Origin of the sequence: Ornithinibacillus massiliensis (assembly GCF_018310345.1) — a bacterium.
In the GTDB taxonomy this organism is placed as follows: domain Bacteria; phylum Bacillota; class Bacilli; order Bacillales; family Amphibacillaceae; genus Ornithinibacillus; species Ornithinibacillus massiliensis.
Genome location: NZ_JAGXBY010000002.1, coordinates 280,018 through 305,395 on the forward strand (window position 1 = coordinate 280,018; position 25,378 = coordinate 305,395).

The window sequence follows — 25,378 nt, forward strand, 5'->3', positions numbered from 1 at the left end:
ATGGAATAGATGTCTAAAAAAGGCTATATTTTAATGGAAAATGGAAATAAAATTGAATTTGAATTATACCCAAATGAAGCACCAGGAACAGTAGCTAACTTTGAAAAATTAGCAAATGAAAACTTCTATGATGGTTTAACATTTCACCGTGTTATCCCAGGCTTTGTAAGCCAAGGAGGATGTCCTATCGGTAATGGTACTGGTGGCGCTGGATATACGATTAAATGTGAAACCGATAATAACCCACATAAGCATGAAGAAGGCTCACTTTCTATGGCCCATGCGGGAAGAGACACAGGAAGTTCTCAATTCTTTATTGTACATGAACCACAACCACATCTTAATGGTGTGCATACGGTTTTTGGTAAGGTTACATCTGGTATTGAACATGCGAAGGCTATGCGTAATGGAGATGTAATGAAAGAAGTTAAAGTTTTTTCTGAATAAAACATTTTAGGACGGTATAGATGAATACAGCTTTATTGTTGATTTTCCTTATTTTGGTCGTGGCACCACTCAGTAATTTTGTCCATGAGATTGGACATCTGTTAGGTGCCAAGCTTGCAAAAGCAGATGAGATTACACTGGTGATAGGTAGAGGAAAGAAGCTTTTTAGATTGGTGTTTTATAATATGGAGTTGCAGATAGGTAGAATGTTTATTAGTTCCGGATACACAGGAAGTAAACGAATAAAACCGTATAGCAACGTTGAAGTTTTTTACATTACGTTATTTGGGCCACTTCTCAATGCAATAATTGTATTCATCTGTTACCTCTTTTATCAAAGCGTACCAAATACATATTTACTCATATTTATGCTGTATAATTGTTGGTTGTTTGTGATGAACGCTATTCCATATAAAGTAGGGAAACAAGAATCAGACGGGTTAATCATGGTGAGGGCCTTATTTCAAAAAAATGTATATTAATTAATAAAAATTGTCAATAATGATAAGGGATGAGTTATTTGAATCAACGCAAGAAAAATATCCTTCTATTTGTGGTGTTACTTGTGCTGGGTATTATCTGGGGATTTGCTTATTGGTATATATTTGTATTTTAGAACAATAATTGACAAATATAGATTAATAGGTCAATATATATAACGAACTCCAATTTAATTAAAGTAATTAGATTAAATGTTATATTACATAGTGAGGGGTATCTATGTTAAATCGCTATAAAAAAAATTCGGAAAAGATTGCAATGGGTTTATTGTCTTTTATGCCTGAAGAAAAAGATGTAAAGAAGTTGCAACAAACTATAAAAGAGTATGAAACCAATCCAGATTGGCATCTTTATCTTTGGAAAGAAGATGATGATATTGTCGGTGCAATCGGATTACGAGTTGACGGTGAACAAGCAATTATTCAACATATTTCCGTAAATCCTTCACACAGAAACGTTGGTATTGGTAAAAAGATGATTCAGGAAGCAAGGAAGCTGTATGGTTCCTCACACCAAGTTAGTTCAGTAGATCAAATACGTGTATATTACGATCATTGTATGGAGCAAGAGGAGAACCCTAATAACTAGGGAACACTTATAGAATATAATGTTTTTCTGACAGAACGGGAAGTAGGATATTGTTTTTAGCCTACATAAGAATAGCAGGATATTCGACAAAGTAAATGTGAGTTTTTCTAAAAAAACCAGCCCTACACATGTATAGGGCTGATTTTTGTTAGGAGTATTAGTTAATGTTGACGAAGCTAATCGTAGCTTATCTTAGAACCAAGCAGCACCAACAATAATTAAAAGAATGAATAATACTACGATTAAAGCAAAGCCTCCGCCATAATTGTATCCTGCACCCATTTAAAATTCCTCCTTTTTTTAATCATGAATAAATGTTTTTTGGGTAACATTTATCTTACGTTAATAACTTATGTAGATACCCAATCCTGTGTATAGGCATTTGAAACGAGTTTTAGTAAAATAAATCTCTTAATGTCTTGGAATTAATTTTAGAAAGGGCGACATATATGAATCAAGCATATCAGGTGAAATTAGATACATTTGAAGGTCCGCTTGATTTACTGCTACATTTAATTAATCAATACGAGATCGATATTTATGACATTCCAGTTGCCCAAATCACGGAACAGTATATGAATTACATACATACGATGCAGCATTTAGAGCTAAATATCGCAAGCGAATATTTAGTAATGGCAGCAACGCTTCTAGCAATTAAGAGCCAAATGCTTCTTCCTAAACCTGAGATTGAAGAGACAGATGAAGAGTATATGGAGGACCCTAGAGAAGAATTAATGCAACGGTTAATCGAATACAGGAAGTACAAAGAGGCTGCGGAAACGTTCAAAGAAAAAGAACTAGAAGCACATCAAACCTATACGCGACCTCCCGTTATATTCGACAATTTAAATATCGAGAAAACAGTCGTTCAAGGTGAAATCTCGATTTATGATATGCTAGGTGCATTAGGTAGAATGCTAGAAAGAAAGAAGTGGAAAGAGCCACTAGATACGCGTATTCAAAAGGCAGAAATACCAATTGAACAACGGATGGAAGAAGTATTGGATATAGTAAAGAGGAAAGCAAGAAGTGGAATTACGTTTGATGGATTATTTACTGTACGTACCAAATCCCATATAGTTGTTACGTTTATGGCCTTGTTAGAATTAATGAAAATTAATCAAGTAACGTGTAAACAAACACAGCATTTTGAACCATTATATGTATACTATGCAGGGGATGAAATATAAGATGAAAAATGTAAAAGCGATTCTAGAAGGGTTACTATTTGCAAGTGGAGATGAAGGAATTACGATAAAAGAATTAGGTAAGATTATGCAAATCTCCGAAAAAGCTGTAGAACACTTAATCGAAGAGTTAAAATATGATTATGAGCATGCGAGTAGAGGTATTATGATAATGGAATCGCATCATGTGTTCCATTTAACGACAAAACCAGAGCATAGTGAGTATTACAAAAGATTGGTAGAAGCTCCTCAATCTAGTAGAATGTCTCAGGCTGCTTTAGAAACACTTGCGATTATCGCCTATCGTCAACCAATTACACGGTCAGAAATTGATGAAATACGTGGGGTGAAAAGTGATCGACCGGTTCAAACCTTACTTGCAAGATCGTTAATTGAAGAAGTAGGTAGAAAAGAGGGAATCGGTAGACCCACCTTATTCGGTACGAGTAAAGATTTTCTAACTTACTTCGGATTAACCTCATTAGAAGAGCTGCCACCATTACCAGACAACTTTGATCCGGAAGAATTTGAGGATGAGGCAGATTTATTCTTTGACCGATTTAACGATTTAGAAGAAGCAAATAATAATTAGAATGTACTATAGCAAATTTGTACTTAAGATGAAACTATTCCATTATCTTAGATCCAGAAAATAAATAATTCATGTAAAAACCTAAACAAATTCGAACTCAAAGAATTTGCTCAGGTTTTTTTATCTTTTATCATAAGTGAAAACTAAGGCTAACTCCTTTTATTTGTAGTATGGTTAGAAATTATGCTCAGAGGTTGTACATTTTTAATCATATCAAAGCAGCTTTCGCATAAAATGTATAGACATGATTCTGGGGGGACAAACTATGCGTTTTATTGCAATGATAGTGTTAACGATCATTCTCTTTACATTTTCATTTCCGATTATTGGACATGCTGAGCCGGGTGTGTCTGCGAATAATGCCGTCTTAATTGAACAGTCGACCGGCCGAATATTGTTTGAAAAGAAAGCACATGAAAAACAAAATATTGCCAGTATAACGAAAATCATGACAGCAATAATTGCCATTGAATCAGGAAAAATGAATGAAATGGCAAAAGCCAGTAAAAAAGCAGTTTATACGGAAGGATCCTCCATTTACTTAAAGGAAGGCGAGAAAATGAAATTGGAGGATTTAGTATATGGATTAATGTTACGGTCTGGGAATGATGCTGCGGTTACAATTGCTGAGCATGTTGGTGGTAGTGAAGAAGGCTTTGTCTATCTTATGAATGAAAAAGCCCAGTGGCTAGGAATGACAAATACGCATTTCGATAATCCACATGGACTGGATTCTGAAACCCATTATTCTTCTGCTTATGATATGGCATTACTAATGCGGTATGCCATGGAGAATGAAACATTCCAAGAAATAACTGGTGCTAAATTCTATAAGTCCGATAATAGAGAATATAGCTGGAAAAATAAAAATAAATTATTAACCGTTTTCTATAAATATTGTACCGGTGGAAAGACAGGCTTTACGAAACAAACAGGTAGAACATTAGTATCCACTGCATCGAAGGATGGAATGGACTTAATTGCTGTTACGTTAAACGCTCCAGATGATTGGCGAGATCATATCAACATGTTTGAATGGGGGTATGAGAACTATAAAATGGAATCTATCGGAGATAAAGGAATGATTGATCTTCAAATAGGACCTGAAAAAAGGATCGAAGGCCATATTCATGATGATACATTGTTTCCTTTAAAAGATGGAGAAAGAGAAGCGGTAAGCTCGGAATGGTTGCCTTTTGAGAAAGAACTTGGCACAGAACAAATTGTCGGGAAGCAATTATTCTCGTTACATGATGAACCAATATTAGAGGTTGCTATTTTTAAAGATGGAAAACCAGAAGATGAAAATAGCTTTTTTGCCAATGTAATTTCGATATTTAAGCAAGTATTTAGGATGGGATAACATGGTTAATTTAATCTGGGCTTTCTTAGCAATTATAGGCATTCTATATGCTATGTTTAACGGAACGATGGATGAGGTTAATAAAGCCGTTTTTGAAAGTGCAAATGAAGCCGTTACGTTATCAATCGGTCTTATTAGTGTACTAGTATTTTGGCTAGGTATTATGAAGATTGCTGAAGAGGCAGGGATCTTGAAAGGACTAGCAAAGTTATTTAGACCAATAGTGGTGAGGCTTTTTCCAGAGATTCCAAAGGATCATCCTGCAATAGGCTACATACTTTCCAATGTTACCGCTAATATATTCGGGCTTGGTAATGCTGCTACACCTATGGGAATCAAAGCAATGGAAGAGATGAAAAAAATAAGTGGTTCGGATGAGGCGTCCAGATCGATGATAACGTTCTTAGCGATTAATACTTCCAGCTTAACACTTATTCCTACAACCGTTATTGCTATTAGAATGCAATATGATTCTATTTCCCCAACAGAAATCGTAGGGACTACGATACTAGCAACCTTAATCTCTACTACTAGTGCTATTATGATTGATCGGCTATTTTATTATAGAAGTACTTGGAGGAAGAAGTGATATGGTATTTATTTCACAGGTAAGTATATGGATTATCCCGTTATTTATTATGTTCGTCTTGTTGGTTGCTACCTGGAAAAAGGTACCATCCTATGAATTATTCGTCGAGGGAGGGAAAGAAGGGGTTAAGATGGCCTTTTCTTTACTTCCTTTTTTAGTAGGGATGATTGTAGCAATTGCTATCTTTAGAAGCTCTGGTGCTTTAGATGCTATTATCGGTATGATTTCACCGATTTTATTATTTTTTGGTGTGCCCCCAGAGATTGTACCACTTGCATTGGTTAAACCAATCTCTGGCTCTGCCGCTCTTGGGGTTACAACTGAATTAATTGCAACACATGGTCCGGACTCCTTTATAGGAAGACTGGCATCCACTATGCAGGGAAGCACGGATACAACTTTATATATTCTAACTGTATACTTTGGTGCTGTTGGTATTCGTAAGATGGGCTATGCCCTAAAAGTTGGACTTTTAGCCGATATAATTGGTATAATAGCAGCGATTGTTATTGTTACCTTGGTGTTTGGATGATTTTATAATCATGCACATTTTGGATAAAATCATTTATATAGCGTTAACATATGGTTAACGCTATTATTATGTTAAAAAAGAATAGAAATTGGTGATGAAATGTCAAATACATATGAACGTTTACAAAAAGTGATTGCACAAAGTGGTGTAACCTCTAGAAGAAAAGCAGAGCAACTAATTATAGAAGGAAAAGTGAAGGTGAATAATAAAGTCATAACAGAGCTAGGTACAAAGGTGAGTCCTGATGACAAAATAGAAGTAAATGGTGTTCAACTTGAGAAAGAAGTTCCGGTTTATTATCTTTTTTATAAACCTAGAGGTGTTATTTCTAGTGTAAAGGATGAAAAAGGTAGAAAGGTTGTAACTGACTTTTTCCCAGAGATTGAAGAAAGGATTTATCCAGTCGGTAGATTAGATTATGATACATCGGGGATTCTTCTTTTAACGAATGATGGGGAATTTGCCAATCTTGTCATGCATCCAAAGCATGGTGTTGAGAAAGTATACGTTGCTAAGATTAAAGGGATTCCATCAAAGATAGAGCTAGGTAGACTAAGGAAGGGTGTACGGGATAAAGGAGAAATACTTAAAGCAATACGTTACCGGATTCTGTCTACCGATAAGAAGAAAAATACGATGATTCTGGAATTAACGTTGCGCGAAGGGAAAAACCGACATGTCCGTCGTATGATGGAGCAATTAGGGTACCCTGTTATGAAGCTGAAACGTGAACAATACGGGTTACTGACTCTAGATGGGTTAAGTGTAGGAGAGTATCGGAAATTAACTCCTAAAGAAGTAAAGCAGATGGTTAACCTAGCCACACAAATTGTTGAAGATTAGACATAATTTCATTGTCCAAATAATGGTATAATTGGTCGGGGAGTGTTGACTATGAGTATTGAGCAAGCAAAATTGAAGAAAAAAAATAAGCGAAGAAATAGATTAATATTTCGTTCTGTTATTTTAGCTTTACTCCTATTGGCGGTAGTCTATGCACTCGTGACCAATATTACAGCAGACAGGACGGTTTATAGAGCTGGCGATAAAGCCCCTGATTTTCAATTAAAGCAAGTCAATGATCATAATGAAGTGGAAACAGTTCGTCTAAGTGATTATGAAGGCAAAGGGGTTATGCTGAATTTCTGGGGTACGTGGTGTGCGCCTTGTGAAGCAGAGATGCCATATATGCAATCATTATATCCAGAATACAAAGAAAAGGGAGTAGAAATTATAGCGGTTAGTCTAGATGCAACGGAATTTGTAATAGACAAATTTGCTGAGAAGCATAACTTGACTTTCCCTATACCTCATGACACGAAAGGACAGGTAAGAGATCTTTACAAAATAGGTCCAATTCCTAGTACATTTTTTATTAGTCCTGAGGGTGAGATAGTTGATGTTGTGGAGGGTGCCCTTACTCTTGAACGATTAGAGGGGTATTTAAAGCAAATTCAACCTTCTGAATCATAAGACAAAAGAGGGATATCTATGAATCATATTAAGTGTGAATGTGGACATGTAAATCCAGAGGGAACAGTCCTTTGTGAAGCCTGTGGTAAACCTGTTCAGGCGAATCAGCATATTGATGGTAATGATAAGCGGAAATTGCTGAATATGCGCTATGAGGGAAGTGCAAGACGTTCTACTACATATAACAAAACAATAATTGATAAAATCTGGAACTTTTTCTCCTCGGTAAAAGTTGCTGTTTGGCTAATTGTTTTGGCATTAATAGCATCTGGAATTGGTACGATTTTTCCTTTGGAACAATATATTCCTGCTGATGCAGTGTCTCGGGATCCAGCAGTTTTTTATCCTGAAACGTACGGCATATTGGGGAAGATTTATTATCAACTAGGATTTCATAACTTATATAGTTCTTGGTGGTACTTAATTTTAATCGCATTGATTGGTGTGTCGTTAGTAATTTGTAGTATTGACAGATTTGTTCCGTTGTATCGAGCACTTAAGAGACAACGAGCAAAGCGACACGAATCATTTATAAATAGACAACGATTTTATAGTCAAACAGAAACAGTGTCAAATGAAGATGTAAACACAGTGAAAGAACGTTTACAGAAGCAACATTATCGTATTAAGGAAGAAAATGGGCATATTGTAGCTGAAAAAGGTAGATTTTCTAGATGGGGTCCCTATGTTAATCATATCGGTCTTATTATTATATTAGTTGCTGCACTACTTCGGACAACCCCCTTTTTCTATTTATCGGATTATATGTGGGTCCGTGAAGGTGAAACCGTTGTAATCCCAGGGACGGATGGTGAATATTACATCGAGAATCATGAGTTTATCCTGGATACATATGATGAAAATGATGAACGATTCAAAGATGCTCTTCAACAAGAAGGGAGAATTATTCCTAGTAATTTCCAAACAAATGCTACCGTTTATCATGCAGAAGAAGCAGAAGTATTAGGTGCTGAGGAAGAGCTAGTTAAAGTAGATGATTATAAAATTACGATGAATAATCCAGCTAAGGTTGGCGGTTATACACTTTATCAACAGGGCTATCAATTAAATGCTTTTTCAAAGATGACCTTTAAAATCTATGAAATGAATGATCCGGATGCAGAAGCATTAGGTGAGTTTATTATTGATTTGTATCATCCACAAAGTCAATATGAACTTGATAATGGATTTACAGTGGAAGTAGCCGAATTTTATCCTGATTTTGAGTTAACCAGTGATGGTGTAAAGTCCGAAACGAATGAAACGAATAACCCAGCTTTTGTCTTTAATCTATATCCACCTGAAAGTGAAGAGGCAGAGACTAGTTTTATAGGGGATGTTATTGGGGCAGTAGAAGAACTTGGAATAGACCCTAAAGTAGTAGATCTTCAACCAATGGGACATGTAGTCGGAACTTTTGCACCTTCTGTTGATCCAACTGGGGAAAATCAATACCGCATCATCATTGATGCAATTGATTTTGATCGTAAGAGTGGCATAAGTATTAAGCGAGACAATACGATTCCTTTATTTATAATTGGTGCGCTTATCTTTATGATTGGTGTTATTCAAGGCATGTACTGGCAGCATCGCCGAGTATGGATTCACCCTAAACAAAATGGCATACTATTAGCAGCGCATACAAATAAGAACTGGTTTGGACTGAAAAAAGATATTGAAAAAGCAATTGAAGGTACCTCTATTCAAATGGTGGATGATCAAAAAGAAGATTAATAGGTACAAGGAGGAAACTCATGGAGAGTTTATTAAATACGAGCAGTACAATGCTTTTTATAGCATTTATTTTGTACTTAGTTGCGACGTTATTTTTTGGGGCAACCATTCGTGATAAACATATTGATCACAAAAAGCAGGGATTTGCAGGAAAGCTTGCAATTTCATTAACGATTTTAGGTTTTATAGCACAACTAGCCTATTTTATTACGAGATGGATGGCTTCTGGTCATGCTCCGGTAAGTAATATGTTTGAGTTTGTCACTTTCTTAGGAATGTGTTTAGTATTTGCGTTTATTATCATTTATTTTATGTACAAATTGAGTATTTTAGGCTTATTTGCATTACCAATAGCGTTAATATTCATTGCTTATGCAAGTATGTTCCCTACAGAAATTGCACCACTTGTTCCATCATTACAAAGTCATTGGTTACATATCCATGTAACGACAGTCGCATTAGGACAAGGGATTTTATTTATTAGCTTTGTTGCCGGGCTTATCTATTTAATTCATGGAATTGACCAAAGTAAGCGGTCCGGTCGTACTATATCACTTGAAGTAGTACTTTACACGATTTTTTTAGTTATTGGTTTCATTGTGGTTTCGTCTGTGTTTAATGCCATGAATTATAGTGCAACATTCGAATATCCTTTAAATGGAAAAACTGTCACTACTGAATATACGTTACCAGCAATTGCAGCACCTACTGAAGGAGTGCTGATTACAGAAGATGTGATGAATCCGTTATTTGAGACTCCTGCATGGATGCACGGTGCGGATGCAGGAAGTAAGTTTAACACGGTAATATGGTCCTTTATTGCAGGTTCGATTCTTTATGGATTAGTGCGGTTAATTTTTAGAAAACGTGTTGGTGCATTGCTTCAACCACTTCTGAAGAATGTTAAACCAGACCTAGTGGATGAGATTAATTATCGTTCTGTTGCTATTGGGTTCCCAGTGTTTACATTAGGTGGTTTGATTTTCGCATCTATCTGGGCTGAGATTGCATGGGGACGATTCTGGGGCTGGGATCCAAAAGAAGTATGGGCTTTAGTGACCTGGTTCTTCTATGCAGCCTACTTACATTTAAGACTTTCTCGTGGTTGGCACGGGGAAAAATCAGCATGGTTAGCCGTTATTGGATTTGGCATTATCATGTTTAACTTAATCGTTGTAAATCTTGTATTAGCAGGCTTACATTCATACGCATAGAATTAACTTGAAAACATGACATTTTTCGTACAAATGTCATGTTTTCTTATACATTTATATTTGCTTGGTTTATACTGTTGGTAGATAGTATGTAAGGGGGAGCATTCCATGGATAATAGTACTAGAGTACTTGTGGTTGATGATGAAGAAAGAATCCGCCGCCTAATTCGTATGTATTTGGAACGGGAAGATTTAATTGTTGAAGAAGCGGAAAATGGTACAGAAGGATTAAGCTTGGCATTAGAAAATGATTATGATGTGATCCTATTAGATATTATGATGCCAGAGATGGATGGAATTGAAGTATGCCAAGAATTAAGAAAAGAAAAGAATACACCTGTCATCATGTTAACGGCAAAAGGTGAAGAAGCAAATCGAGTACAGGGGTTTGAAGTGGGTACCGATGATTATATTGTGAAGCCTTTCAGTCCTAGAGAAGTAGTACTACGTGTGAAAGCACTACTACGTCGCACCGGTTCTAGTGGAAATCAGGAAATGAATGCATCAACTAAAGATTTATTAGTATTTCCACATTTAACAATTGACCATGATGCCCATCGTGTTACAGCAGATGGACAAGAAGTTGCACTGACACCGAAAGAGTATGAATTACTATGCTATTTGGCCAAATCACCGGATAAGGTATTTAACCGTGAACAGCTGTTAAAAGATGTTTGGCAATATGAATTCTTTGGTGACCTACGAACAGTCGATACCCATGTAAAACGTCTTCGTGAGAAATTAAATACAGTATCCAAAAAAGCTGCTAAGATGATTGTTACGGTTTGGGGAGTTGGATACAAGTTTGAGGTAGATGATGAATAATGTTTTGGCGTAGTGTAGTAGGGAAACTAGCAGTAACCATATTATTGCTAGTTTCTTTTGTATTATTTGTTTTAACGATATTTTTATTAGAGTTCTTTGAGAACTTTCATATTCAAGAAGCAGAAGAAGCATTATTACAGACCGCGACAAAGGTTTCTGTTATGGTGGAAAATCACGAAGATAAATCCTTGATTTATGAAACAACGGAACGAGTAAAAGACCCATCAAGTAAAGTGATTATTTTATTTTCAGAAGGGGATTATTGGAGTTCAGAAACCGATGATATTCATTTGTCCAGTTTAAGGGATGACTGGCTTATCGAGCAATCCGATGTAGCTGGAATTAAGGCCGATGATGACAACAACAACGATGAAATTGAGGTTTCAGATGACGAGCCTGGAATTATGCTCGTTGGGAAAACTGTTCCGAACACCGATGACGTTGTACTAGTATATCAATCATTAGCCATTGTTGACCGTACAAAAGCAGAAACAACCAAGATTATATTAGGTGCCGCTGCTGTCGCGATTATTCTTACAACGATATTTGCCTTTTTCTTATCGACACGTATTACATCACCATTGATTAAAATGAGAGAGGCGGCCTTTGATTTAACAAGAGGAGAATTTAATACAAAGGTTCCCATTTTGACGCATGATGAAATTGGAGAACTGGCGATGGCATTTAATCATATGGGAAGGCAGTTAAAATTTCATATTAATGCCTTACGACAAGAGAAAGAACAATTATCTAGTATAGTTAACTCGATGGCAGATGGCGTGATTACATTAAGCCGTAGTGGTGAAATTATTGCTACTAATCAGCCTGCTGAACGGTTTATAGAAGACTGGTATTTCGAAAAAAGTCTACAAAGTGATACCGAATCACGTAAGCTGCCAAAAGAATTGCTGGATACGTTACAGCAAGTCATTGAAGGGGAAAAGGAAGTAATTGAAGAAATTACATTACAAGGCCGAACTTGGGTAATGATCATGACCCCTTTATATGATCAAGCTTATATACGTGGTGCAGTAGCTGTTATTCGTGATATGACCGAGGAACGTAGGTTGGATAAATTGCGAAAAGACTTTATAGCGAATGTATCACATGAATTGCGAACCCCTATTTCGATGTTGCAAGGATATAGTGAGGCAATTGTCGATGATATTGCCGAGACTAAAGAAGAGAAAAATGAACTCGCACAAATTATCTATGAAGAATCATTACGGTTGAGTCGTCTCGTAAATGAATTACTCGATATGGCTAGTATGGAAGCAGGACATTTAACCTTGAAAAAGGAGAAGGTGGATATCACTCCTTATATTGAACGGATATTCCGTAAATTCCAAGGAATTGCTGCAGAGAATCAAATCGAAATGAGTTTAGCGAAAGATATACAAGAAGCTCAAGCTTATTTTGATCCTGACCGTATTGAACAAGTATTTACAAATTTGATTGATAATGCGATTCGCCATACGAGTGAAGGTGGCTTTGTGAAGGTTTCGGTCTCAAATGATGATATTGGATTATCGGTGTCTGTTGAAGACAGTGGCAGTGGAATACCGGAAGAAGATTTACCATTTGTATTTGAACGATTTTATAAGGCTGATAAATCAAGAACTCGGAATAAGCATGTTAAAGGAACCGGGTTAGGGTTATCTATTGCCAAAAATATCGTCAAATCACATAAAGGTACCATTACGGTGAAAAGTAAATTAGATATCGGTACAACATTTAACTTCATGATTCCAAAGGAAGAAGATATTTAATCTTGTAATTTAGCTGTTGTATGTTACTATATTTATTAGAATTGAATACAAGAGTTTTGATATTGGTGTATGTGTTACTTAAAAGGGAATCTAGTGAAAAGCTAGAGCTGTCCTCGCAACTGTTAGTGATGACGAAATAAGCAATTACCACTGTAGATAATTCTATGGGAAGGGCTTAAAGTAGGTAGTAGTCACAAGCCAGTAGACCTGCCAGTATCAACTGTATCAATGATCCCGAGGATAGGACAATTGAGACAATCTAGTACATAAAAACAGTATTTTTATGCTTTTTTATGATCTATAGACTGTCACAGGAGTTAACTAGTTACGGGGTTAGCTCTTTTTTTATTCACCTGATTTTTAAATTTACTGAAGTGGAGGGGAAAATATGAAATCACTATTATTAAAACTGTTTACAGTACTTGTAGCATTAGTAGTTCTTGCTGCTTGTGGCAACGATGAATCACCTAATAATGCAGCTCAAAATCAAACTCCAAACGAAAACCAAGCTAATACTACTGAAACTAGTGAACAACAAGAGGAAGCAACTATTAAAATTGTACTTTCTAAGGATAAAGAAGCCGAGATATTAGAAGAAAAAGAAGTAGAAATCAACGAAGGCGATATTCTATTAGACGTGATGAAGGAAAATTTTAACGCTGAAGATAAAGACGGCTTTATTACCTCTCTTGAGGGTCTAGATTATGATGAAGAAAATTCAATGTCCTGGATGTTTTCTATCAATGGTGAAAGTTCAATGGTAGGAGCAGGGGAAGTGGAACTGAAAGATGGGGACGTAGTTAATTTCGATTATCAATCTTGGGAATGAGATCGTTGAATATTTATAAATTAACGCTATTAGCTTTTCTTGCAGCATTAGCTGTAGTTGGACGAATTATGTTAAGTTCTATCCCAAATGTTCAACCCGTAACTTCAGTTATTATTATAAGTGGCATTTTTTTAGGGCCAGTTGCTGGTATTATATTGGCGTTTTTAATTACCTTTTTATCGAATATGGTTCTTGGGACTGGATTATGGACGATTTGGCAAATCATATCCTGGGGACTTATTGGGGTTATGAGCGGTATCTTAGGTAAAACAATGAAACAGATTCCTTTTTATCTCATTCTAATATTGGCTGTATTTAGTGGATACTTATACGGATTCATTGTTTCGTTGACTAACTACCAAATTACTGGACATGGATTTTGGACTTATTATATAGCTGGTTTACCGTTCGATACGTATCATGCAATTGGTAATGCTGTCATCATGCTACTACTCTATCCGACGGTGTCATTTATTTTCCAAAACTATATACAAAAACATTTGAACACCAACTAACTACTTTGTTGGTGTTCGTCTATTATCTCTCATATCGAAGTGGATCGTTATTGAAAGGATGTTCTGCTATTTTAATGGAGTCACTTGGACAACCTTCATAAGCATCCAATACATCGTCTTCTAATTCCTCAGGTATTTCCTTGTTTCCCGTATTGTCATCTATTGTAACAAAGGCTAGACCTTCATCATCATAATCAAAAAGTAATGGACAAGCCACCCCGCAGGAACCGCAGGCAATACACGTTTCTTTATCCACTATGGTATATTTAGCTCTTATCAATGGTTACCCCTCACGATACAGTTATATCTATTACTTTTTCTATTTTAAAATGTAAATTAGTATTATTCAACTAAACGATAAATGATATGATAGAACTAAGACCAATGAGGAGTCAAAAAATATGTTTGTTGAAGGAATTTTATTAGATTGTATCGATCGTATTAGAACAAATCGATCCATATTTGGAATATATCATCTCATAACGGGAAAGAAATCGATACAATCCGTTCATGATGCCAGAATTTTTCAATTGGAAAAATATTATGGGATATATGTATCATTGTCACGGCAGCATTTTATACACATTATTAGGGAAATGAAGAAGAAAGGATGGATCATTGAGCAAGGTCCAGATGACTATTATATGGTTTCATCAGCTGCTAAAGATCTCTTACATGAGTATTATGATTCATCTGTATATAACAATTTAAATGGGCTGATGCTTTCTGGGAAGGATATTTCCTTCTTGGAAAGACTATATTTATTAGTTCAAACGTATTCTAATCTACAAGCTAGTAATTATTCGTTTATACCAATAATAGATAATTCGAGTGTTACAAATTGGGTAAAACAATTCTATCATTATAACGGTAAAGAACGGGTAGCGGAGAAGTTGTATTATGAGCTACATCACGTTTTAAGCCAACTTTCGAATAAAGAAGCAGTAATATTTGTGGACCGATTAAGTGGATATCAGCACTATGGGATGAGTATCGATCAGTTAGCGACAAAATACCAATTTTCTCATGACGATATGAAAATTATATTAATTGCAATAACACATAAACTACTTACGGTTATGGATAGAAAACAAGAGAATTATCCTATTTTATTGCAATTAACTGATAATCAAAACGAGAATAAATTCATTACGAATACCGCGAATCTTACCTATCAATTATATATGAATAACATTAGCCTGGAAGACATCGCCAAAAAAAGAGATCTAAAGCTAAGCACTATTTATGATCATATTGTTGAGATTGCTTTGTATGACCCAGATTTTGACATTCAATCGTTTGTTTCGCAGGAGGAGCAAGCACAAATTGTGCAAACAGTAAAAAACAATCAAACACTTAAGCTGAAGATCATTAAAGAAAATTGTAGTCCTTCCATTGATTATTTTCAAATTAGACTAGTCCTAACTAGGTTGAAGGAACTTTTACCGGAGGAAGATTTCCATGTCTAACACATTGTCATTAGAAAAAGAGCTAGAACAATACTTTGGTTATTCTGCCTTCAGAACAGGTCAAAAGGAAATAATTGAAGATGTCATGAAAGGAAATGATGTATTAGGGATATTGCCAACTGGTACGGGGAAGTCTATTTGCTACCAGTTACCAGCCCGTCTTCTTGAAGGTGTTACACTTGTCGTTTCACCACTTATTTCATTGATGATGGATCAAGTAAAAGAATTAAAAGCAACAAATTTTAAAGATGCGATCGCAATTAATAGCTTTTTAGATTATGAAAAAAGGAAGACACTATATCGAAATCTATATCAATACAAATTAATCTATGTCTCGCCTGAAATTTTGCAGCAAAAAGAACTACAATTCTATTTTAAAAAACTTACTATCTCTTTATTTGTTGTAGATGAAGCCCATTGCATTTCCCAATGGGGTCATGAATTTAGACCGGATTATCAAAAATTAAGACAAGTTCTGAAGGTTTTAGGAGAACCACCAGTCCTTGCATTAAGTGCCACAGCAACGAGGGAGGTTCAAGCAGACATTATTTCTTCATTAGATTGCCCTGCTATGGTAAAGCATATTTTTCCGATGGACAGAACGAATATTGCACTCTCTATTATGGAAGTGCAAAATAATGAAGAGAAGATTGAAGTGATTACCCAGCTGCTAAAGGAGCAAAAGGTTCCTTCTCTTATATATTTTTCTAGTAAGACTGCAGCAGAAAGTGTTTCGCTTTTACTTTCTGAAAAGCTTCCCAATCATCGAGTGGCTTTTTATCATGGTGGTATGGAACAAATGGACCGTATTGCGATACAGCAACAGTTCATGAACGACCAAATTGATATTATTTGTTGTACAAGCGCATTTGGCATGGGGATAAATAAAAATAATATTCGTTTTGTCTTTCATTATCATTTTCCTGGTCAAATAGAATCTTATATTCAAGAGATTGGTAGAGCTGGCAGAGATGGGGAGCAGAGTATTAGTGTACTTCTTTATAGTAGACAGGATGTATTTCTTCCTAAACAGATGATAGAAAGTGAATTACCTTCAGATGAAGACTTGATGCGGGTATACCGAATTATAACATCCTATCGTGAAGAGAACTTATCCCTACCGAAAGAATTAGAAGAAATGCAGTCTTTGATGGAGATTAGTGAGGTTCAATGGAGGTTCATTTCCTCCCAATTAGAAAAAAATGGCATGTTCATAGAAAATGGTTTAAAATATGAGCAAAGTAAAATCGATGAAGCATTTCAACACGTAAAAAAAATACGTGACGAACGATTTATACTAAAACAATCTAAATTATATGATATGTTAAATTGGATTCAATCCAATGAATGCCTTAGGAAAAATCTGTACGCAAAATTTCAGGATAGCTATACAAAGCTAGAAACGTTTTGTTGTAGTTACTGTGGTATGAATATACAAAGCTTCACCCCTGTGCAAACGATAAATAAACCTTCTATTTCATCATGGGAAAAGAAATTAAAACGTATACTACTAGGAGAATAAAATGAGACAAGCTGAACTGGCTGATCAACTGACAAATGAACAATTAAGAAGAGTGGTAGTATATTCTCAAGGGTTATTTTTATTCATTTCCATTGTGCTAAGCTTTTTCTTGTTTGATAGCTTAGCTGATTGGATAACCTTATTCACTTTCAACATGAGTGAAATGGTTTATTTCGGCATTATGCCGGGAATTATTATTGTACTTATGGATCTTGTTTTAATATCCATCCTGCCCAGTAATTATTATGATGATGGAGGAATTAATAAACGAATCTTTACCAACCTCTCTGTTCCTAGGATATTTGTTCTAACACTATTTATTGCTGTTTCCGAGGAAATGCTATTCCGCGGGGTTATTCAAACGACTTTTGGATATTTGACGGCAAGTATTATTTTTGCGTTAGTACACGTTCGATACTTGAGGAAGCCGGTACTTCTCTTATCAGTCTTATTGATAAGTTTATTCATTGGATATATGTATGAGGTTACGAATAATTTATTGGTATCGATAACAACGCATTTTGTAATTGATTTTTTATTGGGATTAATCATCCGTTATAAGATTTGGGGGGATTAGTGTGGAAACGAAGAAAAAAGATCATCATGATCAAGCAGAAGAATTAAGATCTATATTGAATGAAGTAAACCAACAACAGATAGCAGGAGCTCTGTCACAACCTGAAAAGGATCCGTCTAATTTTGATGCTGAAAGCTTTCATGATATGAGTGTATTAAATCTTCCCCCTAGAAAAGAAGTTCACGGAGTTAAGAAGAAAAGAACCCATTTCAAAATAACAAAACCATTTATTAGATTAGCATTGGTTGTTTTACTTTTAGCTGTTTTGGTAATCCTGTTTATTCTAGGGGATGGACTGGAATTTTTTTAGAACCTTATTGATTATATCGCCCGAAGTTAAAAGTTAACTTGTATATCGTTCAACAATTTGTTTAGCAGCATATAATAATAAAAAGAATCTAGCCGTTTTGGCCGAATATAGGTCGTTTGTTTTAGAAGCGGGATATTTTGTTCATTTGAGGAGGATGCTATGTGCGTATTGAAAGGGTGTCCAGTAGTCAATTTACAATATTTTTAACGTTTGATGACTTGGTAGAACGGGGATTTAACAAGGAGGAGTTATTTCAAGATGCCACAAGCATCCAGAACCTCTTTACAGATGTTATGTATGAAGCAAGTTCAGAACTAGGTTTTGAGCTTGAAGGAAAGTTATATGTGCAGGTGTATATCATGCAGGCACAAGGAATGCATGTTATTGTTACGCAAAATCGCGATAATATAGATTGGGATGAGGATTTCATTGAAATGAAAGTGACACTTGACGAGAGCAAAGAATTAATTTTTTCATTTGATGATTTCGAGAATATCATACAGGTTTCCTCCTATTTAAATTCCTTATCAGTTAGCGGAGGGCAAGTGTTTTTTATGGAAAATCGGTATTATATGCTTTTAAAGCGAAACGAACTAGGTGGTAATAATAAAGAAAATGTTATTGCATTAATGTCAGAGTTCTCTAATCCAAGTATCGTTACTTCCTATAGGCTTAAAGAATATGGAAAAGTTATTATCCCTTCCAACGCCATAGAAACGATTGTGCAGACCTTTACTTAATTTGTATAATAGTATATAAGAGAAAACGTTTACATTTTTATTGAAATTTAAGAGAAAAAGAGGGGTTTTATATTGCATATTTGTGACTAACGTGTATACTAATCTCTGAGAATAGCTATTATTAATATTTATATGTTCCTTAGGAGGTAAATTCATGGTAGCCGAAAAAGCAGCAGATTCTACCAAAGAGAATAATAAGCAATTGGATGTACTGAGCTCAACACAAACTGTTGTAAAAAATGCACTGGAGAAACTGGGTTACCCTGATGAAGTTTATGAGTTGTTAAAAGAACCACTTCGTATGATGACAGTTAGAATTCCTGTTCGTATGGATGATGGCTCAACTAAAATCTTCACTGGATATCGTGCACAACATAATGATGCGGTAGGACCTACAAAGGGAGGAATTAGATTCCATCCTAACGTAACAGAAAGAGAAGTGAAAGCATTATCAATATGGATGAGTTTAAAAGCAGGTATTGTTGATTTACCGTATGGTGGTGGTAAAGGTGGCATTATTTGTGATCCTCGAGAAATGTCATTCCGCGAGTTAGAATCGTTAAGTCGTGGTTATGTAAGAGCGGTCAGCCAAATTGTTGGCCCTACAAAAGATATTCCTGCTCCAGATGTGTTTACTAATTCCCAAATTATGGCATGGATGATGGATGAATATAGTAGAATTGATGAGTTTAATAGTCCTGGGTTTATTACAGGAAAGCCAATTGTTCTAGGCGGTTCACATGGTAGAGAATCTGCTACGGCAAAAGGTGTTACAATCTGTATTGATGAAGCAGCGAAGAAACGCAATATTGAGGTAAAAGGCGCAAAAGTAATTGTTCAAGGATTTGGAAATGCGGGTAGCTTTTTGTCTAAATTCTTACATGATGCAGGTGCAATTGTTGTTGGTATTTCAGATGCATATGGCGGATTATATGATCCAGAAGGATTAGATATTGATTATCTGCTAGATCGCAGAGATAGCTTTGGTACCGTTACAAAATTATTTAATAATACCATTTCGAACAAAGAGTTATTAGAAAGAGAATGCGATATCCTTGTACCAGCAGCAGTAGAAAACCAAATCACAGAGGAAAATGCTCATAATATCAAGGCTAAAATTGTTGTCGAAGCAGCAAATGGTCCAACTACGATGGAAGCGACGAAAATTCTTACGGAAAGAGGTATACTACTCGTTCCAGACGTACTTGCATCCGCAGGTGGAGTTACAGTTTCATACTTTGAATGGGTACAAAATAATCAAGGATTCTACTGGACAGAAGAGGAAATAGAAGAAAAGCTTTACCAAACTATGACGAAAGCATTTAACACAATCTATAATACGGCAGAAACTAGAAGAATCGATATGAGACTAGCTGCCTATATGGTTGGTGTAAGAAAAATGGCGGAAGCATCTCGTTTCCGAGGCTGGGTATAATCGATAGAACATGAATTACAAAAAGCTCTTATCATCGTATGGATAAGAGTTTTTTGATTTTGACTAAGGAAGTGCGGGGTAATAACATGAGAAAAGAAAAAGTCATTATAATTGGTGCAGGGCCTTGTGGACTCGCTTGTGCCATTGCGTTAAAAGAACAAGGTATAGATTCGTTAATAATAGAAAAGGGTAACGTTGTGAATTCCATATACAACTATCCAACACATCAAACGTTTTTTAGTTCCAGTGAAAAGCTTGAAATAGGTGGGATACCGTTCATAACAGAGAAACAAAAACCGAGAAGAAACCAAGCATTAGCGTATTACCGAAATGTAGCAGAGAGACAAAATTTACGAATCAATACGTATGAAACGGTAACGTCACTGAAGAATGAGGGTGACTACTTCTCTGTTTTTACGGAGACATTTCATGGCAAGCCGTTAGAATATGTAGCGGACCAAATTATCATTGCAACAGGCTATTACGATCAGCCGAATTATATGAATATTCCAGGGGAGACCTTAGCAAAGGTTAGTCATTATTTCAAGGAAGGACATCCATATTATAATAAAAATGTTGTTGTAATTGGAGGGAAGAACTCAGCAGTTGATGCTGCACTGGAGCTTCATAAAGCAGGAGCGAATATTACGGTTCTTTATCGAGGAGAAACGTATTCTAAAAGTATTAAACCATGGATTCTTCCCGACTTCGATTCACTTGTAAGAAAAGACATGATTAACATGGTATTCCAAGCTGAAGTTTTGAAGATTACGAACGATTCTGTATATTATAAAGTGTTTGATAAGGAATATCGAATAGATAATGATTTTGTTTTTGCAATGACTGGATATCGTCCTGATGTGAAATTAATAAAAGAAATAGGTGTGAAATTTAATTCTGAAAATGGAAAACCGTTATATGATGAAGAAACGTATGAAACTAATGTAGAGGGTGTATTTATAGCGGGGGTTGTAGCTGCTGGAAATAACAATAATGAGATATTCATTGAAAATGGACGATTTCATGGTGAGAAGATAGCAAGACTAATTGCAACCCGTTTGAAATAGAGGGTAAAGGAGTATATAGAATGGAAATAGGTCTTACGTCATTTGTGGAAACAACCCCTGATGTGAATACAGGAAAAGTGATCAGTCATGCAGAGAGAATACGCGAAGTCGTAGAAGAAATTGTGTTAGCTGATGAGGTAGGTCTTGATGTATATGGAGTAGGTGAGCATCATCGAAAAGATTATGCTAGCTCTGCTCCTGCAGTAATACTTGCGGCGGCTGCATCCCAAACGAAAAACATTCGTTTAACCAGTGCAGTTACCGTATTATCGTCGGCAGATCCAGTTCGCGTGTTTCAAGATTTTGCAACGGTTGATGCGATTTCTAATGGTAGAGCAGAGATAATGGCTGGACGGGGTTCATTTATCGAATCCTTTCCTTTATTTGGTTATGATTTAAAGGATTATAATGAATTATTCGATGAAAAATTAGAGCTATTGTTAAACATAAGAGAAACGGAAATCGTATCTTGGAATGGGAAGCATAGAGCAAGCATCAATAATCGTGGTGTATACCCTCGACCGGTTCAAGAGCCTATTCCAGTATGGATTGCTAGTGGTGGAACACCTGAATCTGTTATACGTGCTGGAATTTTAGGGCTCCCTCTTGCACTTGCCATTATCGGCGGTAGTCCTTTACAATTCGCCCCTTTGGTGGATTTGTACTATCGTGCTGCCGCTCAAGCAGGCCATGACCCATCGCAACTGACTGTCGCATCACATTCCCATGGATTTGTAGCGGATACTGTAGAGGAAGCAGTGGATAAGTTTTTTCCACCTACAGAACAAGCAATGAATGTGTTAGCGAAGGAACGTGGCTGGGCACCTTATACTAAAAAATCCTTTGATCATGCTAGACAGTTAGAAGGAGCACTTTATGTTGGGGATGTAAAGACTGTTGCAGAAAAAATAATCCTCTTACGTAAAGAAGTCGGAATTACGCGGTTTATGCTACATGTACCAGTAGGATCTATGCCACATGAAGATGTGATGCATGCTATTGAGTTACTAGGGAAAGAAGTGGCTCCAATGGTACGTAAAGAGATTAAACAGTGGGAATTAGAGAATAGCCGATAGTTTGAAGGGATATATGCTCTAGATAAAAAAATATTGGCCCAGGAATTATGTGTAGTCATCGTCAGTAGGAAAGATAATCTGTGTCATATTCTTGTTTTTAGCTAATATGCCTCTGGTAGTAATGAACTACTGAGTAGAAAGAATATAGCGAGGTACTCCCATAAGTGGGGGACCTCGCTATATTGGTAGTTAGTGAATAGGTATTTCTTTAGTCAAACAGGTTGATGACAACAGGTACCAATTAATCGCTTAAAAGTCTTTTTCAAAAATATCACGTATGACTTGTATATCAGATGTGTTTTCTAATGCAATAAGTAATTTCAAACGCGCTTTTGGACCAGTTAATCCATTGGTGAAAATTACGCCCATTTCCTTCAATTGTTTTCCTCCACCTTCATAAGCATAGGTAGGTTGTACAGCACCTCGAAAGCTTCTCGAAACTAATACAATTGGAATTTGGTCTGCTAAAATCTGTTTAATGGCAGGGATCGTCTCCTTAGGAAGGTTGCCTTGTCCCAGCCCCTCAATAACTAATCCATCTGGTTTTCCACCATATACTAATTCAATAATGTTGCTATCCATTCCCGCATAAGCCTTTAACAAAGGTACATTTTTTGAAATATTTTCCACAGGGTAAGCCGTTCTTGATGTTAATTGATGATGAAAGAGTATGGATTCTTTCGTAATAATTCCAATTGGCCCGAATTGAGGACTTTGGAAGGTTGCAATATTACTGGTCGATGTTTTCGTAACATTCTTCGCACTATGAATCTCATCGTTCATGACAACTAATACTCCTTTAGAATAGGCAGCAGGAGATAATACAACACGAACAGAACTAATTAAATTGTATAATGCATCAGAACCAATCTCATTGCTGGATCTCATTGCTCCTGTTAGGATTACAGGCTTTTCTGTATCTAATACCAATTCTAATAAATAAGCGGTTTCTTCTAAAGTATCAGTTCCGTGGGTAACGACAATCCCATCATATTCTAATAAAAACTGTTCGATTGTTTTGGCTAATTCCAACATATGCTTCGGTGTTATATGTGGAGATGGTAAAGAGTACGCAATATGCTCATCTATCATGACATCATCACTGAAATTGTATGGGACATTTGTTAATGGATGTTCGTTTGTCGTATTTACTTCACCCGTTTCTCTATTTTCAAGCATGGAAATAGTACCACCGGTGTGAATGATGATAATTTTTTTCAAAAGATACACCTACTTTTCTCATAAATTATGTATTTTCAATCGTTTCGGAACATGGTACGATTGAATTAGTTTGGAAGGGGAAGGTTACAAATGCTAGGAATTATATCTGCTGGGGTTGCACCTGCACTTGCTTTAATGTCTTTTTTTTATTTAAAAGATAAAATCACAGAACCAATCCCGCTGATTCTGCGTACGTTCATTTTTGGTGGTTTACTTGTATTTCCAATCATGTTTCTCCAATATGCGTTTGAAAGTGATCAAATCGGTAACTTATTTGTACAATCTTTTTTTGTTGTTGCCTTTTTAGAAGAATTTTTTAAATGGTTTGTTTTTATGTACATTATTTATCAGCATACACAATTTAGTGCTCATTACGATGGGATTGTGTACGCTGTTTCAATAAGCTTAGGATTTGCTACAGTTGAAAATATTCTTTATCTACTAGTAAATGGGATTGAGTATGCTTTTACTAGAGCATTGTTCCCTGTTTCCTCCCATGCATTATTTGGTGTCATCATGGGTTATTATTTTGGGAAAGCCAAGATGTACCCTGTGAATCGAGCGGTCAATATTATTTTAGCATTGGTTATACCTATCGCTTTACACGGAATTTATAATTTTATTTTAGGTTATGTTACGAAAAACTGGGCCTTGTATGTCATTCCATTTATGATATTGCTATGGTTCTTTGGTTTACATCGGGTGAAAATAGCTAGAGCAAGCTCATAATAACTAAATATGATGAATAGAAAGGGACTTTTACAGTCTCTTTTTTTGTTTCCCATTATCCTAGATAAATTTAAAATCTAGATTCGTATGCATAAATTAGCAGTTTCATCAGAAAATAGATACTACTAGACAAAAATGAAAGTGAGAGGTATCAATATGACATTGAGAAAATACATCCTTTTAGTTATTATATGTCTATTTGCAATTGGACTTCAAGAAACTTATAACCCCAAACAAGTAGAAGCCTTTACGAATCAGGTAATACAGAAAGGGGCAGTTGGTGATGATGTCATTGAGCTTCAGGCAAGGCTCCAGTATATTGGTTTTTATAATGGCAAAATTGATGGTGTATTTGGTTGGGAAACATACTGGGCGTTACGTAATTTTCAAAAAGAATTCGGATTAGATGTTGATGGTCTTGCAGGATTAAAGACTAGGCAAAAGTTAGTCGATTCATCAGAATTTAATGGAAAATGGGTTCATGAACAATTGGCTAAAGGAAATGAATTTACTTACTATGGTGGAACTGATCTTGCCAAACAGACAAAACCGAGGAAAAAAGCTGGTGGTGGTGGAACAGCTAAAACACAGCCAAAACAACCAGCACAAAACCAAGGTGGTACGGAACAACAAGCTCCAGCAGAAGGTGAAACAGGCGATGCTACAAACACAGGTGATACAACGGATACACCAGCTGTTAATGTGCCACAAGGCTTTTCACAAAATGATATCAGCTTAATGGCAAATGCTGTTTATGGAGAGGCAAGAGGAGAGCCATATGAGGGGCAGGTTGCCGTTGCCGCAGTTATTTTAAACCGTGTAGAGAGTGCAACGTTTCCTAATACTGTAGCAGGGGTTATTTTTGAACCTAGAGCATTTACGGCAGTAGCAGATGGACAAATTTGGTTAACACCGAATGAAAAAGCTAGACAAGCAGTTTTAGATGCTATCAATGGTTGGGACCCTACAGGGGAAGCAATTTATTACTTTAACCCAGATACGGCTACATCAAGTTGGATTTGGGGTAGACCACAAATTAAGCGGATAGGTAAGCATATCTTTTGTAAATAG

Annotated in this window: 29 protein-coding genes and 1 riboswitch; of the genes, 26 read left to right on the plus strand and 3 right to left on the minus strand. The window is 36.0% G+C overall.

Annotation, left to right across the window (positions count from 1 at the left end):
* The first annotated feature begins 9 nt into the window (after positions 1-9).
* The 3 genes from KGF86_RS05560 (at position 10) to KGF86_RS05570 (ending at position 1,536) form a co-directional block, all read left to right on the plus strand.
* The gene (locus KGF86_RS05560; RefSeq protein ID WP_186869827.1) at positions 10-447 is read left to right on the plus strand and encodes a peptidylprolyl isomerase; all 438 of its coding nucleotides are present in this window, start codon (positions 10-12) and stop codon (positions 445-447) included.
* A 20-nt stretch (positions 448-467) separates the two neighbouring features.
* A complete protein-coding gene (locus tag KGF86_RS05565) occupies positions 468-929 on the plus strand; it encodes a site-2 protease family protein (RefSeq protein WP_186869826.1) in 462 nt (153 codons plus the stop codon).
* A 238-nt stretch (positions 930-1,167) separates the two neighbouring features.
* On the plus strand, positions 1,168-1,536 hold the full coding sequence (locus tag KGF86_RS05570) for a GNAT family N-acetyltransferase (RefSeq protein ID WP_186869825.1): 369 nt from the start codon (positions 1,168-1,170) through the stop codon (positions 1,534-1,536).
* 192 nt (positions 1,537-1,728) lie between these two features.
* On the opposite strand, the gene KGF86_RS05575 is transcribed toward KGF86_RS05570, so the two are convergent.
* Positions 1,729-1,818 (minus strand): YjcZ family sporulation protein, encoded by a 90-nt coding sequence (locus tag KGF86_RS05575; RefSeq protein WP_047980004.1) that lies wholly within the window; start codon positions 1,816-1,818, stop codon positions 1,729-1,731.
* Positions 1,819-1,985: 167 nt separating this feature from the next.
* Between KGF86_RS05575 and KGF86_RS05580 the strand changes: the two genes are divergently transcribed.
* The 13 genes from KGF86_RS05580 (at position 1,986) to KGF86_RS05640 (ending at position 14,161) form a co-directional block, all read left to right on the plus strand.
* On the plus strand, positions 1,986-2,729 hold the full coding sequence (locus tag KGF86_RS05580) for a segregation/condensation protein A (RefSeq protein WP_211741587.1): 744 nt from the start codon (positions 1,986-1,988) through the stop codon (positions 2,727-2,729).
* A 1-nt stretch (position 2,730) separates the two neighbouring features.
* The gene (gene scpB, locus KGF86_RS05585) at positions 2,731-3,318 is read left to right on the plus strand and encodes an SMC-Scp complex subunit ScpB (RefSeq protein ID WP_186869823.1); all 588 of its coding nucleotides are present in this window, start codon (positions 2,731-2,733) and stop codon (positions 3,316-3,318) included.
* A gap of 265 nt (positions 3,319-3,583) precedes the next feature.
* Positions 3,584-4,681, plus strand: coding sequence for a D-alanyl-D-alanine carboxypeptidase family protein (locus tag KGF86_RS05590; protein WP_186869822.1), 1,098 nt, complete (start codon positions 3,584-3,586; stop codon positions 4,679-4,681).
* 1 nt (position 4,682) lies between these two features.
* The gene (locus tag KGF86_RS05595; protein ID WP_186869821.1) at positions 4,683-5,270 is read left to right on the plus strand and encodes a nucleoside recognition domain-containing protein; all 588 of its coding nucleotides are present in this window, start codon (positions 4,683-4,685) and stop codon (positions 5,268-5,270) included.
* A 1-nt stretch (position 5,271) separates the two neighbouring features.
* Positions 5,272-5,802 (plus strand): spore maturation protein, encoded by a 531-nt coding sequence (locus tag KGF86_RS05600; RefSeq protein WP_186869820.1) that lies wholly within the window; start codon positions 5,272-5,274, stop codon positions 5,800-5,802.
* Between the two features lie 99 nt (positions 5,803-5,901).
* A complete protein-coding gene (locus KGF86_RS05605; RefSeq protein ID WP_186869819.1) occupies positions 5,902-6,645 on the plus strand; it encodes a pseudouridine synthase in 744 nt (247 codons plus the stop codon).
* A 51-nt stretch (positions 6,646-6,696) separates the two neighbouring features.
* Positions 6,697-7,275 (plus strand): thiol-disulfide oxidoreductase ResA, encoded by a 579-nt coding sequence (gene resA / locus KGF86_RS05610; RefSeq protein ID WP_186869818.1) that lies wholly within the window; start codon positions 6,697-6,699, stop codon positions 7,273-7,275.
* Positions 7,276-7,293: 18 nt separating this feature from the next.
* Positions 7,294-9,009, plus strand: coding sequence for a cytochrome c biogenesis protein ResB (gene resB / locus KGF86_RS05615; RefSeq protein ID WP_211741329.1), 1,716 nt, complete (start codon positions 7,294-7,296; stop codon positions 9,007-9,009).
* Between the two features lie 20 nt (positions 9,010-9,029).
* A complete protein-coding gene (gene ccsB, locus KGF86_RS05620; RefSeq protein WP_211741330.1) occupies positions 9,030-10,223 on the plus strand; it encodes a c-type cytochrome biogenesis protein CcsB in 1,194 nt (397 codons plus the stop codon).
* A 108-nt stretch (positions 10,224-10,331) separates the two neighbouring features.
* Positions 10,332-11,048 carry a response regulator transcription factor gene (locus KGF86_RS05625; protein WP_211741331.1) on the plus strand — a complete coding sequence of 239 codons (717 nt, stop codon included), beginning with the start codon at positions 10,332-10,334 and terminating at the stop codon, positions 11,046-11,048.
* Positions 11,048-12,817, plus strand: a complete 1,770-nt coding sequence (locus KGF86_RS05630) for an ATP-binding protein (RefSeq protein WP_211741332.1) — start codon at positions 11,048-11,050, stop codon at positions 12,815-12,817. The genes KGF86_RS05625 and KGF86_RS05630 overlap by 1 nt, the downstream gene beginning before the upstream one ends.
* A 46-nt stretch (positions 12,818-12,863) precedes the next feature.
* A riboswitch (cobalamin riboswitch) is annotated at positions 12,864-13,046 on the plus strand.
* Between the two features lie 159 nt (positions 13,047-13,205).
* Entirely contained in the window at positions 13,206-13,646 is a 441-nt protein-coding gene (locus KGF86_RS05635; RefSeq protein WP_211741333.1) for a DUF4430 domain-containing protein, read from the plus strand.
* Positions 13,643-14,161 (plus strand): ECF transporter S component, encoded by a 519-nt coding sequence (locus tag KGF86_RS05640; protein ID WP_343221427.1) that lies wholly within the window; start codon positions 13,643-13,645, stop codon positions 14,159-14,161. The genes KGF86_RS05635 and KGF86_RS05640 overlap by 4 nt, the downstream gene beginning before the upstream one ends.
* A gap of 22 nt (positions 14,162-14,183) precedes the next feature.
* On the opposite strand, the gene KGF86_RS05645 is transcribed toward KGF86_RS05640, so the two are convergent.
* Complete coding sequence (locus KGF86_RS05645) at positions 14,184-14,438, minus strand: ferredoxin (protein ID WP_211741588.1); 255 nt, start codon at positions 14,436-14,438, stop codon at positions 14,184-14,186.
* 124 nt (positions 14,439-14,562) lie between these two features.
* On the opposite strand from KGF86_RS05645, the gene KGF86_RS05650 reads away from it, so the two are divergent.
* The 8 genes from KGF86_RS05650 (at position 14,563) to KGF86_RS05685 (ending at position 22,357) form a co-directional block, all read left to right on the plus strand.
* Positions 14,563-15,630, plus strand: a complete 1,068-nt coding sequence (locus KGF86_RS05650; RefSeq protein ID WP_211741335.1) for a YpbB family protein — start codon at positions 14,563-14,565, stop codon at positions 15,628-15,630.
* Positions 15,623-17,152 carry a RecQ family ATP-dependent DNA helicase gene (locus KGF86_RS05655; RefSeq protein ID WP_211741336.1) on the plus strand — a complete coding sequence of 510 codons (1,530 nt, stop codon included), beginning with the start codon at positions 15,623-15,625 and terminating at the stop codon, positions 17,150-17,152. Before KGF86_RS05650 ends, KGF86_RS05655 begins: the two co-directional genes overlap by 8 nt.
* Position 17,153: 1 nt before the next feature.
* Positions 17,154-17,729, plus strand: coding sequence for a CPBP family intramembrane glutamic endopeptidase (locus tag KGF86_RS05660; RefSeq protein WP_186869809.1), 576 nt, complete (start codon positions 17,154-17,156; stop codon positions 17,727-17,729).
* 1 nt (position 17,730) lies between these two features.
* The gene (locus tag KGF86_RS05665; RefSeq protein WP_186869808.1) at positions 17,731-18,039 is read left to right on the plus strand and encodes a hypothetical protein; all 309 of its coding nucleotides are present in this window, start codon (positions 17,731-17,733) and stop codon (positions 18,037-18,039) included.
* Between the two features lie 161 nt (positions 18,040-18,200).
* Positions 18,201-18,779, plus strand: a complete 579-nt coding sequence (locus KGF86_RS05670; RefSeq protein ID WP_186869807.1) for a genetic competence negative regulator — start codon at positions 18,201-18,203, stop codon at positions 18,777-18,779.
* A gap of 154 nt (positions 18,780-18,933) precedes the next feature.
* The gene (locus KGF86_RS05675; protein WP_211741337.1) at positions 18,934-20,214 is read left to right on the plus strand and encodes a Glu/Leu/Phe/Val family dehydrogenase; all 1,281 of its coding nucleotides are present in this window, start codon (positions 18,934-18,936) and stop codon (positions 20,212-20,214) included.
* Positions 20,215-20,300: 86 nt separating this feature from the next.
* On the plus strand, positions 20,301-21,281 hold the full coding sequence (locus KGF86_RS05680) for a YpdA family putative bacillithiol disulfide reductase (protein WP_186869805.1): 981 nt from the start codon (positions 20,301-20,303) through the stop codon (positions 21,279-21,281).
* A gap of 20 nt (positions 21,282-21,301) precedes the next feature.
* On the plus strand, positions 21,302-22,357 hold the full coding sequence (locus KGF86_RS05685) for an LLM class flavin-dependent oxidoreductase (RefSeq protein ID WP_211741338.1): 1,056 nt from the start codon (positions 21,302-21,304) through the stop codon (positions 22,355-22,357).
* Positions 22,358-22,606: 249 nt separating this feature from the next.
* On the opposite strand, the gene KGF86_RS05690 is transcribed toward KGF86_RS05685, so the two are convergent.
* Entirely contained in the window at positions 22,607-23,578 is a 972-nt protein-coding gene (locus KGF86_RS05690; RefSeq protein ID WP_211741339.1) for an asparaginase, read from the minus strand.
* A 90-nt stretch (positions 23,579-23,668) separates the two neighbouring features.
* Here KGF86_RS05690 and prsW point away from each other — a divergent pair, with 90 nt between their 5' ends.
* Both prsW and sleB read left to right on the plus strand, forming a co-directional pair.
* Entirely contained in the window at positions 23,669-24,307 is a 639-nt protein-coding gene (prsW, locus tag KGF86_RS05695) for a glutamic-type intramembrane protease PrsW (protein WP_186869802.1), read from the plus strand.
* Between the two features lie 156 nt (positions 24,308-24,463).
* The gene (sleB, locus tag KGF86_RS05700) at positions 24,464-25,378 is read left to right on the plus strand and encodes a spore cortex-lytic enzyme (RefSeq protein ID WP_211741340.1); all 915 of its coding nucleotides are present in this window, start codon (positions 24,464-24,466) and stop codon (positions 25,376-25,378) included.